The organism is Azospirillum sp. Sh1 (genome assembly GCF_008365135.1).
In the GTDB taxonomy this organism is placed as follows: Bacteria; Pseudomonadota; Alphaproteobacteria; order Azospirillales; family Azospirillaceae; genus Azospirillum; species Azospirillum oryzae.
In genome coordinates this window covers 232147-249025 of the sequence record NZ_VTTK01000007.1, presented here as the reverse complement: position 1 = coordinate 249025, position 16879 = coordinate 232147, and the positions used below count along the sequence as shown (strand labels likewise).

Below are 16879 nucleotides of genomic sequence, written 5' to 3'. Positions count from 1 at the left end.
CGCACGGCTCTGGGTACGCTGACGAACTCGTCGGCTGGTGCGAGCACGCTGGTTCTGGCCAACAACGGCACCAGCTCGGCTCTGTACCAGGTGGTCGACACCAACGGCGACGGCCAGGTGGCTTCGTCCGAGGTTCGCCTACTCGGCGTGTACAACAGCACGGTGCTCTCGCTCTCCGACATCAACCTCGGTTGATCCGGCGACAAAGCATCGCGGTAAAAGGGAAGGGCGCCCGAAAGGGCGCCCTTTTCTTTTCGGGAATTCAACGGTCTACTGACCGGTATTTTGTCCGGCCGTTCACATCGAACGATCTGAATTGCAGATTCTGTCGATGCACAGCTTCCTCAACCCTCACTTATGCTTGCTGACCTGATCATCGACGGTGTCGGTGAGCCGCCGCGGCGCAAGCGATCCCAGGACTCACATCCGGGGATGCCGATCCTCCGCTTAGAGGCGGTGATGAGCCGGCAGCAAAAACAGAAAGGGCGGAGCCATCTCGGCCCCGCCCCCTTTGCTTGCTCTCAGGGTCCGGAGAGGGACCCCGCCGTCTCCCGTGAGACAACGGTTAAAAGTGTCTCAAACTTAGGATTCGGTTTCTCATTCTTTGCTTAACTGACCACCACATGTAGGTTTTCTCATAAAATGGTGTGCCAGCTTCTCCAAGTCTTTGATGTGCCATGCCCGATCTGCGCATAACTTGGCCGAAGTGGCGCATAAAATGGAATCCGCGGGGTCTGGTGGCGCATAAAATGAGAAGCGCGGTAGCCACCGATGTTGGGATTGTTTTCCGATAAATCTTAACAAGGACTTCTTTCCTGCTCAGCTTCCGCGTCACGAGTCCCGCCCGCGAAGTGGCCGTGTCCCTTCGTTTCCGTGGATTCCCTGTCCCATCGGACCGCGAGCCGGTTCTTCGCCGCGTCCGACAGTCCGCACATCACTCGTCCCCGTCGTCGGCGTCCTCGCCACCCTCGTCATCGATCTCGATGCGAAGGCCCTTGCCGCGATGCCTGAGCAAAGCAAGGATCTCGTCGATCGCGGCGTCGTGCTGAGGCCCGTAAGACCTCTTCGCGGTCTTCTCCCTGAACGCCTTCAACTGGCTCTCGACCCTCCTGCCGAGACCCGAGGTCTCCTTGTCCGGCGCGTCCGGATACAGGAAGTCGTGCCGCCGCATGCGATGGCGCAGCAGGAAGGCGGTGAGGCGCAAGGCTCCGGCGTACTTCTGCGGACGTTGATGATGCGCGCATTCGTCGAGCATCGCCGAAGCGAACCTCGCCAACTTGTTGGCCTGCTCCGGCTGAAGTGCTTCCCCGGCGGGCTCATGGAAGGCGAGGACGTCCGCCATGGCCTTCGCGATGTCGGAATTCAGCGCCTTGCCGGAGCTCATGCTGAGCCACGCCCTTTCCGATGCGAACGCGAACAGGGCGGCGAGATCGGCCTCGTCGCGCAGGACGCGCCCCATGTACATCGCGGCGCGGCCATCGGGGGCATTGTTGGCGCACATCCGCCGGAACGATCCGCGGACCGCCGGGGGGCAAGCGCCGAAGGTGAAGGTGGCGATCTTCCGCAGGGCGCGCAGGATGCCCCGCTGCGTCGGCGAGAGGGCGGGCGCCGAGAGCAGGGTGGCGTAATCCGCGTCGAGCTTGGCCAACGCCGCCCGAAGCGGACCGGTCCAGGCCTGGTCGTCCTCGATCGCAGCGGGCGTTCGTCCGTCGGACGAGAACAAGGTGTACGGCCGCCGATCCGGATCGTCGCCACCCGTCGCGAACATCGGGGACGCCCGCACCGCGAAGGTCTTCTCCAGCCTGCCGCTCAGGAACCTTTTGTAGGCCATGGCGTTGGCGGCGTCCGGCGCGCCGATGCGAGGGTAGGCGTCGAGATCCGCCTTCAGGGAGGAACCGCTCGCGCGGGTCCAGGTCCAGAGGCAGAGGTGCGCCTCCTGAGGGGTGACGGCGGGGTAGCTTCCCTTCTCGTTCAGACGGCGGAGGATGGCGTCCCGGTCGTCGGCGGTCGCCTCCATGCACCCCCAGTCGAGAAGCACCGGCGCCGCGCCGAGGGCCCCCGCGGTCTCGGGGCGCACTTCGACGCGGGCATGCCCCTGGGCCGGCATCTGCGTGACGTGGATGGCCACCCGGACGTCGGACACCGGAGGCGTCGGGAGGCGGACGTGGCTGTGCCGCGCTCCGGCCTCATCCTGCTTCAGCAGGTAGAACTCCAATTCCTCCGTCCCGGCGGTGACCTCGAAACGGTCGAGGAGCGACCGTTCGTAGGTCATGCCGCCCTCGACGCGTGCGCTTGGTTCGACGAGGTGGACGAACCGGTGCCGTCCGTCGCGGATGGCGTTGATCTCGATGGCAGGCAGGAAGTCGAAGTAGGCGGTCTGCCCGAGAGCGCGTCGGCGCGCGTAGACGGCGCATCCGAGGGCTACGAGCCCGCGCTCCGGGGCGACGGGCACCACCGCCGCCCCGTCCGGCCGAAGGGCGTGGATCAGGTCCGCGAGGATGGCCAGCGGGGTGGTCGCCCCGGCTCCCTCGCCCAAGACGGCGGCGGCCAGCGGCCCTTCCACGACGACGAGGCTCGCGCGCCGCAGCGCCGTCGCGTGATCCGCGCAGAACGCCTGGATCGCGCGCACAATGCCGTTTGCGGCGGATTCGGGGAGAGTCGCGCCGCCGTCGATCACCCGCCAGCGCCCGTCGGTTCCGCGCACGAGGCCGTCCGGGGCCTCGAGGCCGGCTAGCGGATTCCGGTAGCGCCCGGTCGACCAGAGGATCTGGCCGGCCATGCCGGGATCGCCGTCCGCATCGGCGGTCGCCGCGGTCCGGAGCAGGGTGGCGAGGTCCGCGCCGTCGTAGCGGGCGACCGCGCGGAGGTCGTCCCGCCGGCGCACCGGCACGACTGCCGGACGACCGTCGAGCGGCAGAACCTCCAACCGCAAGCCGGTGGCCGTGATGCCGTCCGGCAGGATCTGCACGACGAGCGCCTCGGCGTCGTGCAGGCGCGCCAGCTCATCCGGCGTCGCGTCTTCCCCCCACCCGAGCATCGCCGCGACGGGCCGCCACAGCAGCTTCACGTCGAGACCGACGCGCCCGCTGCACTCGATGACCGCGTTGCGGACGTCCTCGTCGTACTCCGGGAGATCCGGCACCGCCAGAACGCAGCTGCGCGCGCGCGGCGGGACGACGGAACGGATGTGATGGCCGAGGACGAGGTCCGGCGCCTGGGTCTCCGCGGCATGGCGGCGCCCGAGGCGTTGGATCATCCCGAGGACCGGCAAGCGCGGGTGCGCGCTGGCGGCCTCGGGTGGCGACGGCCAGCCGCGACCATGGAACGAGGCGATCGCCTCGTCCCCGGTCAGCGCCTGGTTGCCGCCCAGCGGGACGACGATCGGCCCGGGCGGGCCGGCGAAGGCCTCGCGGCCAGCGCCGACGAGGACGCAGCGGTCGCGAACACCGTTGAGATCCACGCCGATCGCCGGCGCCGAGGGAGGCGAACGATCTTCGATGACGCTTCCGTCCATCACCGCCTCCTACCAGCGCAACGACATGATGGCGTCCTCAAGAACCATGGCGCCCATCTCCATCGTCTCCTCGATCATCTCCGCGGACGGTCCCATCGCGAGGCCGTAGACGAGGCCCCGCTGCCCCCAATCCGGGTTGGCCGCGTCGAGGGTGGAGCGGATCACCAGGCCGCGGACCTCCTCCCGGACATCCCGATAGCGTCGTTCCTCCTCGACGACAGCGCGCAGAGCCTCGTCGGCGGACGACATGAACTCCGAAAGCGCAATCGGCTCCGACCCGGTGCCGTGGATCGGCCAGACGCAGATGGCGGCCTGGCGCCCGGTCGCGCAGTCCTCGACCGCGAGAACGATGGTGGCGCCCAGCGCGTGCTGCCATGGGCGAAGCGCCGGATGGCCGTCGGACAGCGTGGCGTCGAGGACGGAGATCGCCAGGTCGCGGCCAGGGCGACGAAGCAGGAAGAGTCCGCTCTGCTGGGCCAGATCGCTCCACCGGCCGCGCCCCTGCTCGCGCCGGATCCGCAACGGGCTGAGCGCGACGGGGCGGCATCCCGGCATCCGGCCGAGCGCGATGTGCACAGAAAGCCGAACGAAGTCGCTCCACAGCCGGCGCTGCCAACGCCACGTGTCGTCCTGGCGCTGCTCGTCGCCGAGGATCTCCTGGTAGGCTTGCCAGATCGACCGGTAGCGGGCGTCGTGCTGGAGCACGTAGTTGGGCGTGACGGGAGGGGCGGGGTCCGCGATGCCCTGCGCCTCGAGCTCGCGCCAGGCGCGGCGGCACAGGCCGCCGTAGGACGCGACCAGTCGGTAGCGCTCGCTGGCCGCGTAGCGCCTGTTGGCGCGCAGGTAGCCGTTGGCCTCCATCGCCGACCGCCGCAGCAGGTCCTTCAGGACGCGGTTCTCCAGGGTGTTCAGGTTCTCCTCGCGGGCGATCCCGAGCACCGCTTGGCGCGGCCCGGCCTTCTCCTCGATCGACGTCCCGGGCTGACGGATGAGCCAGTCGATGCAGCCCTTGTCGATCTCCTGAACGCGATCGAGGGGCATGAGGCGGCGCACGCGGGAGAGCACCCGACGCGGGTGCTGGGCGACCTCCATCAGGACGCGGCGGTGGGTCTCGGCGTGTTCGACGATGAGCTCCTTGGGGGCGTCGAGCGCGTTTGCTTCGGTGGCGGTCCAGGCCGTGGCGATGCGCGACCACGCGGCCGAGCCGCCCGCGGGGCGCTCGCCCTCCGACGTCTCCGCCTCGCGGATGCGCGACAGCACCTTCAGGATGAAGTCCTGGATGCGATCGCCGTCGGCGGCCGGGGCGTCGGGCTGACGCTTCGGCGGCTTCGGCAGATAGCCGTTGAGTTCGATGGACGCCGCCGTTTCCGCGTCCGGCGTCCCGATGGAGAGCGTGAGGGCCCGCTCCTCGGGCCGAATCCCGGACGGGAGGCCGTACAGCGCGAAGCGATCGCGCGCCCAGTCGAAGGACGCCCCCTCCTGCTGCATGCGCATGCGGCGGCCGGCCACGAGCACGCGCGCGGCGGCGGGGACGGCGAGCATGAGGCCATGGGCGGCCATCGCGCGCGCCGGCGTGCCGGCGCGCAGCGGGACGCGCGGCGCGGCGCCGTGGATCGGCGTTTCCGCGTAGAGCCCCCACGGCACGGTCAGCAGGAAGGGGAGAGCCGGCATCAGGCGGTCCTCCGGACTCCGCGCCAGTTGAACGTCCGCCCGGTGCCGTCGTCGGCCATGGCGTCGCGGAGCGCCTTCGCGAGCTCGTCGTCCTTGAGGTCGTTGGCGATCAGGCCGTGGAGCTTCTCGAGCGGCGCGGCCGAGTCCGCAAGCTCGACGCCGCGCAGCTTCGGCAGGATGCGCTGCTCGATCTGGTCCGCGAAGGCGATGCGGGCGACGCCCTGGTCGTCGGAGCCGGGGTAGTTGGCGACGTACGACAGGATGGCTTGGTTCAGGCGATGGCCGAAGGGCCGGCCCATGCTGTCCATGGCCTCGTTCAGACGGCGCACCCAATCCTTGGCGTTGGTCTTCACCGGATCGGGCAGCGCATCGAACCGTCGGCACCAGCTGCGCCACTGCTCTTCGGGGAGATGCGCGTCGAAGGCGGCGTCATGGTCCGAGGGCGGCTCGTTGGCGAGCGCCTCGGGCCTCGGGAAGCGCAGGAGGTTCGAGCGGTCGAGCACCTTGTCCGAGAGCGAGAGGGTCGACTCGTCCTCGTTCATGCTACCGACGAAGAGGGTGTTGTGGCCGGCGTACAGGCTGCGGACGCCCTTGCCGATGCGTCCGAGGTCGAGCTGGAGGCTCAGTTTGCGGACGCGGTCCGCGGTCTCGGTCCCGGGCAGCGGACGCCCCTCGAGGCCGCTGAGGAATTCCGAGAAGTAGTACTCGACCCGCGCGAGGTTCATCTCGTCGAGGAGCACGAGCATCATGTGCCCCTGGAACGGCCGCGCCCGGTCCGGCCAGTTGACCGGGTCGAGATGCACCATGGCGCGGGCGAGGTCGGTCGCCTTGTAGGTCTTCTCGAGGTAGTTGTAGAAGCCGAGGATGTCCTGCGGCCCGTCCCAGCGCGGCTGCACCGCGACCTTGAGGAAGTGCAGCCCCATCGCCTCGGCGTACCGCCGCGGCAACTGGCTCTTGCCGGTGCCGGAGATGCCGGCGAGGACGGTGATGGGGCTGATCGGCGAGACCTTGAGGCAGGTGTGGAACGCCTTGAGGGTCCGCTCGGGGAACGAGAGCTTGAGGGCCGCGAGATGCTTACGGACGTCCTCCAGGGCGTCGCGTTCGTCGGTGCGCGCCAAGCGCTTCGCCATCGCCGGCTTGACGTTGCCGTCCGCGTCCTCAGTGCCGAGGCACTCGGGGACCCGCTCGAGATCGAGAGGCGCCGGCGTCCCGTCCGCACCGGCGGCGGAGCCGCCGGCGTGCTCGCCGCGGAGACGCAGGATCTCCGCCTCGAGGGCGGAGGCCCGCACCTGGAGGACGGCGACGGCCTGCTCAGCCTGGAGCATGTCCTCCCGCTTGCGGTCGAGCGCCGCGGCGGCCTCGGCGGCGGCCGTCTCGGCGTCGGCCAGGAGGGCCCGCTGCGCCGCGGCGGCCTCCTCGGCGACGGTGGCGGCCCGGTCCGCCGCGTCGGCGCGCTCCCGGGCCTCGTGGGCCCGCGCCTCGATGGCCGCGACTTCCTCGCCTCCGGCGTCCGCCAGACGCCGGAGCTCGGCGATGCGGTTCTCCAAGGCGTCGGCCGCGCCGCGCGCCGCCTCCAGCTCCCTGTGGGCTGCCTCCGCCTGCGTCGCCGCTTCGGCGACCCCCAGCTCCGCCGCTTGCAGCTCGTCGCGCTTCGCCTGCAGATCGCCGCTCGTCCGCTCGAGCTCCTCCTGCGCCTTGCTCCGGGCGTCGGCGAGCGCGGAGATCGCCGCCTCGATCTCGCCGATGCGCACCTCCGCGTCGTCGACGCGCGCTTCGCGGCGCTTGAGCTCTTCCAGGCGCTCCTCCTTGGCCTGGAGATCCCGTTCGACCTCGGCGAGGCGCTGGAACTTCTCCGCCAGCTCGGCGGAGATCTCCTCGGCCCGGCGCGCCTCGTCCTTCGAGGCTTCGATGTCCACGCGGATCGCCGACAGACGCTCCTCTTCGGCTTGGCGGGCGGCGCGGACCCGCTCGAGCTCGACCAGCGCCTCGCGGGCCTCCCGACGCCGCTCCTCCTCGGAGATCGCGACGGCCTTCAGCTCCTCGCGCTTGGCGGCGAGGCGCGCCGCGACGTCCTCAAGGAAGGCGGCGGCCGGCACGCGTTTGAGGACCATGCCGTTGGCGTACAGCGCGACGCCGCCGACGACGACGGCCGCGAAGGCCAGGAACGCGCCAATCAGGAACAGGTAGGGGGTGAAGCCGGGATCGATGAGGTCCATCGGGAAGCGCTCCTTGGCGACGCGATCAGCGGGCGGGCGAGGTCGGTTGCAGCTCAACGGCCGGCGTCACCGCCGCGCCGGCAGCCGGAGACGGGGACGGGGCCGACGCGCCCTGGAGGGGGGCGGTCAGCTTGGCCGCCGTCTCCTCCAGCCGCCTGACCCGGGCTTCGGCGGCGATCGCGGCGCTCTCGGCCTCCTGACGGCGGCTCTCCGCGCGCGCCGCGGACTCGGCCGCTCCGGCACGGCGGCGCTCCGCCTCGTCGAGCGCCGTCCGGGCGGCGGCGAGGGCCTTCTCCCGTTCGCCCAACTCCTGGCGGACGGCCTGCAGGCGGTCGGCCTCCGCCCGCATCCGCGCGAGGTCCTCGGCCGCGCGCTCCCGAGCGCCGCGGCTCTCCGCGGCCTGGCCCTCGGCGGTGCGGGCTCCGGCCTGCGCGGCCTCGAGCTCCTTCTGCGCGGCCTCGAGCCTCTTGGCCGTCTCGGCCAAGCGCCCGGTCGCCGCGCGCGCCTTGTCCTCGGCGTCGCGGGCCTGGCGCTCGGCGTCGTCGCGCCGCCGCTCCAGGTCGGCTGCGGCCTCGCGGGCCTTCTGGGCGGCCGCGGCGTCGCGCTCGCGCTCGGCGCGCGCGGTGTCCGCCGCAACCTTGAGGGCGCCGGCTTCCGCGCGCGCGGCGGTGAGCTTGACGACGCCGTCGGCATGGTCCTTGGAGGCCTGTTCGACGGCGTCCTCGAGATCGGCGCGTTTGCGCTGCAGATCCTGCAGGACGGCGGCGACCTCCTTCTGCTTGGCGGCCGCCTGCTGCTCGGCCTCCTGGGCGGCTTTGCGCCGGGTCTCCGCGTCGCGCGCGTCCTTCTCCGCTGCGGCGACGCTTCGCCGCAGGCCGTCGAGATCGCGCTCGGCGCTCTGCGCCTGACGGCGGGCCGTCTCGATCTGCTGCGCGAGTTGCTTGTTCTCGGCCTCCAGGGCGGTCGCCGTGGCGCGGGCCGCCGCCTCCTGCTCGCGCGACGTCTTGAGACGCTGCGCCGCCTCGGCGACCTGGCCTTCGAACTGCTTGGCCTCAGCGCCGGCGCGCGCGGCCGCGGCGTCGGCGTCCGCCTTCTCCTGACGCAGACGCGCGATGTCCTTCTCCAGAGACGAGCGGCTGCGGACGAGGTCCTCGTTGAGGGCGGTGAGTTGGACGCGCTGCTCGCTCCAGGCCCGGCGCGCGGCGCCGTCGGACACGATGGCGGCGCCGGCGCCGGCGAGCCCGAGCGTGCCGAGCAGGCCGAGCCCGAACACCGTCTTGAAGAGACGGGAGTGCCCGGCGAGGGCCCGGTCGGCCTCGCCGGCCCCCGGATCCCGGACGCCGTCAGAGTTCTCGTACGACCCGTTCAACGCATTCCTCCATGTCCTCGCGAAGTTCGTAGACCCAGAAGCGGAGCACCTTCCAACCCAGCGACCGGAGCTGCAGGTCGCGGAAGTAGTCGGACTGTTTGCGGTTGCCGTCGATGTCGCGGTGCCAGCGGTCGCCATCCACCTCGACGTCGATCATGCGGCCGCCGTCGACGATCGCCAGATCAAGGCGGCGCCCGGCGACCGGAAGCTGCGGCACCGTGACGACGCCGCGCCCGAGCAGCGCGTCGTGGAAGCGCTGCTCCCAAGGCGAGTCGAAGGTACCGATGCGATCGGCCGATCGGCGGGTGCGGCGGGCGACGAGCGCCTGGACATGCCCGATGCCGCACGTCGCCGCGAACTCGATGTTGCCGAAGACGTGGCAGACGGCGCGGGCGCGGCTGACGGCGACGTTCACCAGGTTCGGCGTGGTGGCCACGAAGCCCCGGGCGCCGCGGGGCATGTCCGGCCCCAGGCAGAGGCTGAAGACCATGAGGTCGCGCGCGTCGCCCTGGAACTTGTGCGCGGTGGCGATGGTGAGACGGACGGCGTCGCGGATTTCGGCCGGGATCTCGGCCTCGAGACGGTCGCGCAGGCGATCGGCCTGCGCGACGAACGGCGTAACCACGCCGACGGAGCCGCGGTAGCCCTGGTCGAGCAGCAGGGTGCGCAGATGCGCGCAGACGGCGTCGGCCTCGGCCCGCGACCAGCAGCCGCTCGCCGCCGCGCTGATCGGACCGGCGACGGATGTCCAATGGAAGCCCGGCGGCGTGCCGGGCGGCGGGCGGATCGCCGCCGGCGCGGTGAGCGGGCGCAGGCGTTGGCCGTAGAAGGTGTCGCTGATGTAGTCGGCGATGTCCGGGTGGCAGCGGTAGTGGTCGCGCAGCAGGTGCTGCCGGCCGCCGGCGGCGGCGGCCACATGGAACAGGCTGTTGGCGACGAAGCTGTAGCGGCCGATGCCGGCGGCGTACAGCCCGGCGGCCCGCAGCGCGTCGGCCTCCCAGGCGTGGTCGACCTTGGTGATGTGCTTGAGCTGCGCGGGGTCGCCGACGACCACGACCGAGCGCGCCCGGGCGAGCAGAGGGATGGCCGAGGCGATGTCGCATTGCGACGCCTCGTCGATGATGAGGATGTCGAAAAGCCCGGGGATGAGCGGGATTTTGCTGGAGACGCCGAGATTGGACACGGCCCAGAGCGGGAAATGCCGGAAGATGAGCTCCTTGGCGCGCATCCAGAGGTCGCGGTACCGCTCGGCGCCGACGGCGCCGCCCTTTTGGGTGAGCCCGACCTCCCCGCGCAGGTCCGTGAGTTCCGCCCGGTCGGACGGCTCGCACTCCGCCAGGGCGTCCACCAGCGTCCGCAGCGCCGCTGCCGAGCGGCTGCGGATGTCGGCGGCGTATCCGGCCGGATCCGGCCGTTCGGTGGCGTCGAACGCGCGCAGCTCGGCTTCGAGGCGATCGCGTTCGGCCAGCGCGGCCCGCAGCCGCGCCCCCTTCCCGCAGACGGCGCGCCAGCGCTCGAGGTGTTCCTCGTCGACGGGTGCGGCGGCGGGCGGCGGGCGGAGGCGGGCCACGGCGCGCATGAGGATGCGGCGCGCGAGGAGCCGGGGCAGGAGGCGCGCCCACCAGGGGGTGCGGTGGAGGTCCGGCAGCGCCGGAGCGCGAAGCACCCATCCCGCCGTTTCCGCGCCGAGTTCGGCCTCGAGGGTGTCGATTTCCTCGACGATCCGGCCGAGGGCGTCGGCCGCGGCCGCAACCTCGTCGAGCCGCTGGCAGGCCGCGACGCGGAGGCCGTCCAGGCGGCGGATCTGGTCGAGCGCCTCGACGAGGCGGTCGCGCCGTCCGGAGGCGGCGGGGCGCGCCATGATCGACTCGATGGCGCGCTCGAAGCTGAAGCCGACGGAGTCCTCGTCGGTGTTGGCGCGTGTCAGGAGGGGCTTGTCGTCGACGAGGGCGCGGATGCGCTCCTCCACCGCGTCGAGGGCCTTGTGGTTGCGGCTCGCCAGAAGGACGCTGCGGCCCTCAAGCGCGGCGCCGGCCATGATCGCCGCGACGACCTGGGACTTGCCGGTCCCGGGCGGACCGGTGACCACCGTCAACGGCCCGCGCAGCGCGTCGCGCAACGCGGCGAGCTGGTCCTGGCCGAGTTCGAGCGGCTCTGCCGCCGACGGCGCCGGGAGGGCGGCGTCGACGCGATCGCCTTCGGCTCCGTCCGCCGCCCGGGCGAACACGGCGGCGAGCGCCGTGGCGGACAGGTCGTGCTCGGACCAAGCGGCGATCTCTGCGATCTCGCGCGCCGCGCCGCGGGCGAAGCGCAGCTCCGAGGGGAGGAAGACGCCCAGTAGGTTGTACATGCCTGTGCGGTCGGACAGGTCGAGGGCATCGGCAAGACGCGCCGGCTCAATGGGCGCCCGCACGTCCGCGGCGGCGAAGATCTGCGCGCGTTCGGCGACCGACCTCCAGTCCTGGAAGGGCGCGTCCTTGCCGTCCTCGGTGTCCTCCAGCACGGTCCAGCGGGCGAGATCGCTGGTGTCGCGGCCCCGGAAGCGCTGGTCCTTCAGCCAGTCGGCGGCGAACCGCGGAGTTTCGGTGGGGATGACGATCTCCAAGGCGTCCGCCGTCAGCGACCAGCCGCAGGCCACCGCGGCCACCGGCAGCACGAAGGGCGGCATGTCCTCGCTGCGCGGCCGGACGTAATGGACGGGGTAGGAGAGCACCAGGGGCTCGGCCTTGCGCCGGGCCAGGCCGGCGAGGAACGCCTCCGGCAGGTGGGCCCGCTCGATCCGCAGGCGTCCTTCGCTTCCGAGCTCGGGCCACCACCGCCCCGGCGGGCGGCAGAACAGGAACTGCTTGCCGTAGCCCTCGGCGTTCCCGTTGGTGTCCCGGGACTCGTTCCGGATCAGGCACTCCCGGTAGAAGGGGAGGAGCCGGCGCAGGGCGTCCGGGCCGTGCTCGAGGACGGTGGAGGCGTGCGGCTCCGGCGACGGATGACGCCGGCCGTCGGTCAGAGCGACCGTGCCGCGGACCGCGAGAAGGCGGCGCCCGCCGGTCGCGGCCGGGCCCGCCGGGGAGTCGTCGGCGCCGTCCGGCCACGGCGCGCTGGCGGTGGATCCTGCGATCCATGTCCAGCGGCGGTCCGGGGCGACGCGGGCGAGACCGTCGCGCTGCAGACCGAGGAGCTGCTCGGCGACCGCCGGCGGCGTGGCGTCGAGGCGCGCCGCGCGAAGGAAGCGCAGGATGCGGAAGAGGTCGAAGCCTTCTGGGCGACCTTCCAGCGCGTGCCGGAGGGCGGTGCGGATGGCGTCGGGCGCGGCGTGGCCGCGCCGGCGCGTGACCGCCGGCGGCATGGTCTCGGCGGCGATCGGCGTTCCCATGGCCTCCATTCTCCCTGCCTGGCGCCGGTGCGATGCGCTTTCCGCTCTCGTGGCGGCCGGTCTCCAGAGGGGCGTCCGCCCCTCGCTACTAATAGATCAGGAGAACGGTGTGTCCACCACTAAGGAAGGAGCTGCACCGGAAATTGCGTTTCAGGGATGAAACATAACTTGGAGGAGGATGTCGGGGTTCCGAGGGCTCGGCCGAGGCGTCGCTTATGGTTTCCTTCGGGTTCGCTGCAAACGCGACGCGAGCGTCGCCTCCGGAGTGGAATAGAACGCCGGGCTCCGCAACCTGTCGGATCAAGCCACGTGCCACACGTTCGGGACTGGTCGCGCGACCTGCCCGCGGTCGCGGCCCGGTCCGGCGGCGCGCTAGCGCTCGTTCTCGCGGCGCTCCCGCTCGCGTCGCGTCTCTTGGACAACCTTGATCGCGGGCCGGCACGTCGATGACCCGCCAGCGTCGCTCTTGCGGCGCTCGACGCCCCGAGCGTGGGAACGGATTTCCTGAGCGCCACCGGACGATCGGCCGGTCATTGTGATCGCCGCATCGCGGGGCCGACGGCGAGGGCTGCCGGAACGGAAGCGATTGTGCGTCCATAAAGCCTCAACCGTCCGCAGAGTCATATCAACGCAACAATCCTAGGAATTGAAACGGAGGCACCAATATATTTTTTTGTGTTAAAAGCGCTTTTCGCCACAGAACTTTTTTCGAGATCACGAGAGGATTCCGCAAGGATGAGAACAAAAAAGCCGGCTGGCGCGGAAGAAATTCTGCGGGTCCTTGGGATGGGCGGCGTCGTCCTTGCGGAGTCTGAGCGAAATAAGCCGCCGACCAAATGGAAGGACAAACGCCTGCTTCATTGCACCCGCTGCGGTAGCGATTTCAATCGGCCAGTCTGTCTCGATAACGTTCGTGCCGCCATTAGCAAAGAAAGCGGAGCCAACGGCTGTCGAACGTGCGGATACAAGAGACAGCAGAAGCGGCTTCGCGAAGCCGCTCACCGTGAGGAGGACATTCGGGCGGCCGTGGAGGGGCTCGATCCGCCGCATCAACTGGTTGTCTCCAGCTTCATCTATGACCCGGAGGATGCTCCCGGGCGCCCACGCGAAGTCGAAATTGAGTGCCTTGTCTGCGGCGCAAAAGGAATTCGGCGATCCAGCAACCAGATCAACCGAAGAAGCGGCTGTTCGGACCTCTATCGTTGCCCGACTCTGAAGCCTGATCCTTTTGAGCGAATCGCCGCGGAATTCGCCTTGTACGGTTTTGGAATCGTTCGAAAACTGCGCGAGGAAGAAAATAGAGCGGTGAATACCACTGCCTTCATTGTACGCCATGATTCATGCGGTACGTCGCGGAGCAACAGCATTAGCCTACAGAAAGCGCGTTACGCCGGGTTCGAGATCTGTCCGGTCTGCCATGGTGCAGAGGAGCGCAAGTTCTCATGGACGCTGGAGGAGGTACGCGTGGAAGCGGCCCGCCGACTAAACGCGGCGGTGATCGGCACGTATCCAGACGACGTCGTCTTCGTCCGCACGCCAGTTCCGGAAGATCATGGGCACGTTCTCACCCAGTTTGAGGCGCAATGCAGGAATGTTCATGACGATGGACGCGTCTGCAGTCACAATCGTGTCGTCACTATGAATACGCTCCTCCGGCCCAGCGGCAATGGCTGCGGCGTCTGTTGCCGCAATGTGCTGACGTCGGAAATGATCGTCGACCGAGCTGCGCTTATGGGACTGCATGTGGCCGGTCTGGAAGCCTACAGGAACATCGAGACGGTGCTGCATTTCCGATGCGCGGATGGCCATGAATGGGACCGCGAATGGAGCTGCCAGCGGGGTCGCGGATGCGGTCAGTGCTCAAACTCCTATGGAGAGCGTCTGCTCGGCGCTCTGTGCCGGCATTACTGGCCTGGCCGTGCCTGGAAGCCTGAGTTTCCAGTGGTTGGGCTCGACCCGGCTGATCCTCAACGCACACTTTTTTATGACTGGGCATGTCCCGCGGAGCGTATAGCAATCGAATGCCATTCCGAATATCACAACAAGGACGCGTCGCCTGATCATTTCCTGTTCACCAACATATCAAAAGAAGAGCGCCAGCGCTTGGATGACTTGAAGCGTGCAGCGAACGCGCTAGGAGGGCCGTTGGAGGGGTGGGCATACGCGGAGGTAAACCTCGAGCAGGCGGCGGTCTCGAAGATTGTTAGCAAGGCATCCGGCTCCTTCATCGATGCCGTCGTTGAGGACTTTCGCTCCCAATTGAATTCGGGTGGGATTATTCTCCCGGATCGTCCACCTCCTCGCTCGGAGGAACTTCTATCAGCCTTCTCCGAAGGACGAGTGTTTGCCCAGCAGCTCGCGGCCCATGGACTCTCGGCCGACGGCGCAATGTGGTGGGGACGCTCCCACGAGTATCGGATCCGCTGCGAATGCGGGCACAGCTGGAAAGCGTTCCCTCGGGAACTCGAGGCTCGCTGGGCCGAAGGAAGACTGGGATGTTCTCGCTGCGCGAGGACGGCGGCCTGACGCGTGGCCTTAGCCGTCACGGTACCGAATGGAGCTTGTCGAATTCCTTTGCGGAGCCGTGGCTTGAAACCCGTTCGCTTTCGTCAGCGTCGGGTGGGGCGCATCGTTTCGGAATGCGGGTTCGAGCCGCGGCAGCGGGACGTCCGCCTCGCCGCGGTGTTTCCGGAAATGTTCAATTCCCGGAAACGCCCCGGCTCCCGCCGGAACCGCCGCGCCTTCCGCGAGGACGCCCGGTTCTCGCGTCGCAAACGGGCCTTCGGCGCCCGCTCGCCCACGGGTCGCAAGCCCTCGGCGCAATCCATGGCGGCGCGGAGCGCCGCCGGCGGCTGCCGTCGCGGATCGGCGTGGCGCCTCCCATGCCGTGGCGCGTGTCCAACGCCGCCCGCCCAGGGGCCAACGCCGCCTCGCACCGGATTCCTCCGGGGCGGCTCCCGCCGTCCTTGCTTTCACGCCCTCGCCGACCGTACGTGTCTTGACCATGGCCTCAAGGCCCCGGGCGGAATCGGAGCCGTGTCCCCGCGACGGCCGGGATCGCCCGCGCGCCCGCCGTCCCGGGGGCGGGCCGGCAGACTTTCGCCATGCCGCGACCCGGCGGAAGGCGCGGAAAGTCGACCGGACGGCCGGGAACCGGCGTCAGTCGAGACCGCCGCAGGCCCACGGACGTGCAAGTCGAGCCAAGGGGATGGCCGAATTGGGCCGCGGTGAGCCGCCGATGCGCTTGTGAAGCGCCGCGGTCATGACGGTGCGCCGTTCCCGGGACAACGCCTCCACGGCGGCGGCTTGCGGGGTGGCGATGGTCCGTGCGGGCATGGAAGGCTCCGAGGCGGCGGGAACGGCGGTCGCGACACGGGGCGCCCGGGCGGGCCGCCCCTTCGGGCTGGGTGTTGATCCGGCGAAAAGTTCTGCGAAAAGGCCTTTGTCTCCAGTCGCTTGCGGGACTGCGACCGGTGGCGGAACCTCCGCGGCCTCGCCTCGCATCTCTTGATGCGGATGGGAAATCCGTTTCCATGAGGTGTTTCGGCACCTGGTCCGAGGGCCTGGCCTGGGCGAGGCGTCCCATGCTCCAATGCCTTGCCAACCCGGAGCGGAACCGACTGTTTATAGCGGCATGGTGCTATAAACGCATAAACTCGGCATAACGCCTCGCTTACCCCCTGGCGACCTGAATTCGCGGAGCCGCCAGCTCCGTTCCGGAACCTTGACTCCCGGAAAGACCACCGGCCGGGCGCGCGGTGGACGCGGACCGCCGGGACGCGCCTCGTTCTGGCACGTCGGGGGCGGCACCGCCGGTGCCGCCCCCGCTCCGAAGGCGACGTCTCAGCGGCACGCCTCGAACGCACGCACGACGAACACGGCGCAGTCGATGGCTTGTTGAACGATTGCCGGAGAGGCCGCCTTGGCGCCGTGCGCGTCGGAGAAGTTCCGGCGGTAAGAGCCCAGGACCTCGGCCGCTTGCTGAACGGCCTTCGACTGCCAGTGCCAGAGCTGGTCGATCTCCCTGGCCGCGACTTGGCCCGCGTAGCGTGCCTTCATGCCAGCTTCGTGCGTTGCGAAAGCCTTCTTGACGCGTTCGGCGTAGCTTGCGCCCTTGTGGTCCCCGAGCGGGTGACCGAGACGCTCCTGGTCGCTGTAGATCCCTTCCGTCATGGTGTCGAGCATGCCGCAAATCGCCGTGACAGCGCCGTCCATGTCGCCGTCCCGGAAACGGCTGAGGCATTTGCCAATCGCCTGCCGCGCCTGGGGCGCGAGTGACGTGGTGTCGAGGTTCAGCTGGACGGTGAGGGGATGGGGCTCCTCCCCGACGAGTCCCCACCCCAGCGTTGCCAAGCGCGTCTCCAGGGCTTCGCGCATCACCGGCTTCTGGGAGACCATTTGGCGGATGCAGTTGCGCACGACGCGCTCTCGATCGGGACCGTCCAGCGCCCGGAACAGCCGGTCGGCGGCGTCGAGCAGCTGCCCCTTCGAAGCACCGCCCGCCCCTTGGGTAAGATGCGCCAATTCAAACACGGGAAGGCCCGCGGCGCCGGCAATGCCTTTGATGGCCGTGAACGAGAACTGCTCGTCGAGCAGGCTGCGCAACCCGGACCACAGTTGTTCGAGAGTCACCGTTTCCTCCGCATCGGCAAAGATGGCCCGCAGCATATCGGATCGCGCGGCGCCCTCGCCCTCGCCAGCGCAGCGGCGTTCGGCCGCACGGTCCGGTTCCGGCGCCG

At 69.7% G+C, this 16879-nt stretch carries 9 protein-coding genes; 1 reads left to right on the top strand and 8 read right to left on the bottom strand.

Annotation, left to right across the window (positions count from 1 at the left end; all coding sequences use genetic code 11):
* A partial coding sequence (locus FZ029_RS32945) for a hypothetical protein (RefSeq protein ID WP_188051893.1) occupies positions 1-195 on the top strand: 195 nt, incomplete at its 5' end.
* Positions 196-934: 739 nt separating this feature from the next.
* On the opposite strand, the gene FZ029_RS10160 is transcribed toward FZ029_RS32945, so the two are convergent.
* The 8 genes from FZ029_RS10160 to FZ029_RS10125 all read right to left on the bottom strand — a co-directional run bounded on the left by FZ029_RS10160 (position 935) and on the right by FZ029_RS10125 (position 16808).
* Positions 935-3514 carry a hypothetical protein gene (locus tag FZ029_RS10160; RefSeq protein ID WP_149269134.1) on the bottom strand — a complete coding sequence of 860 codons (2580 nt, stop codon included), beginning with the start codon at positions 3512-3514 and terminating at the stop codon, positions 935-937.
* A 9-nt stretch (positions 3515-3523) separates the two neighbouring features.
* Entirely contained in the window at positions 3524-5185 is a 1662-nt protein-coding gene (locus tag FZ029_RS10155; RefSeq protein WP_149269133.1) for a DUF2357 domain-containing protein, read from the bottom strand.
* Entirely contained in the window at positions 5185-7401 is a 2217-nt protein-coding gene (locus FZ029_RS10150) for a hypothetical protein (protein ID WP_149269132.1), read from the bottom strand. The genes FZ029_RS10155 and FZ029_RS10150 overlap by 1 nt, the downstream gene beginning before the upstream one ends.
* A gap of 25 nt (positions 7402-7426) precedes the next feature.
* Positions 7427-8770 carry a hypothetical protein gene (locus FZ029_RS10145; RefSeq protein ID WP_149269131.1) on the bottom strand — a complete coding sequence of 448 codons (1344 nt, stop codon included), beginning with the start codon at positions 8768-8770 and terminating at the stop codon, positions 7427-7429.
* Complete coding sequence (locus tag FZ029_RS10140) at positions 8745-12140, bottom strand: AAA domain-containing protein (RefSeq protein ID WP_188051892.1); 3396 nt, start codon at positions 12138-12140, stop codon at positions 8745-8747. Before FZ029_RS10140 ends, FZ029_RS10145 begins: the two co-directional genes overlap by 26 nt.
* A gap of 714 nt (positions 12141-12854) precedes the next feature.
* Positions 12855-13475 (bottom strand): hypothetical protein, encoded by a 621-nt coding sequence (locus FZ029_RS10135; protein ID WP_149269129.1) that lies wholly within the window; start codon positions 13473-13475, stop codon positions 12855-12857.
* Positions 13476-13622: 147 nt separating this feature from the next.
* Positions 13623-13949, bottom strand: a complete 327-nt coding sequence (locus FZ029_RS10130; RefSeq protein ID WP_149269128.1) for a hypothetical protein — start codon at positions 13947-13949, stop codon at positions 13623-13625.
* Positions 13950-15983: 2034 nt separating this feature from the next.
* A complete protein-coding gene (locus FZ029_RS10125) occupies positions 15984-16808 on the bottom strand; it encodes a hypothetical protein (protein ID WP_149269127.1) in 825 nt (274 codons plus the stop codon).
* Positions 16809-16879 lie beyond the last annotated feature (71 nt).

Bases quoted from the DNA above. Each gene is read 5' to 3' on its own strand.
- FZ029_RS10140 (WP_188051892.1), bottom strand. From the start codon at position 12,140: ATGGGAACGCCGATCGCCGCCGAGACCATGCCGCCGGCGGTCACGCGC.
- FZ029_RS10130 (WP_149269128.1), bottom strand. From the start codon at position 13,949: ATGGCCATCCGCGCATCGGAAATGCAGCACCGTCTCGATGTTCCTGTA.
- FZ029_RS10160 (WP_149269134.1), bottom strand. From the start codon at position 3,514: ATGGACGGAAGCGTCATCGAAGATCGTTCGCCTCCCTCGGCGCCGGCG.
- FZ029_RS10135 (WP_149269129.1), bottom strand. From the start codon at position 13,475: ATGGCGTACAATGAAGGCAGTGGTATTCACCGCTCTATTTTCTTCCTC.
- FZ029_RS10150 (WP_149269132.1), bottom strand. From the start codon at position 7,401: ATGGACCTCATCGATCCCGGCTTCACCCCCTACCTGTTCCTGATTGGC.
- FZ029_RS10125 (WP_149269127.1), bottom strand. From the start codon at position 16,808: ATGCTGCGGGCCATCTTTGCCGATGCGGAGGAAACGGTGACTCTCGAA.
- FZ029_RS10155 (WP_149269133.1), bottom strand. From the start codon at position 5,185: ATGCCGGCTCTCCCCTTCCTGCTGACCGTGCCGTGGGGGCTCTACGCG.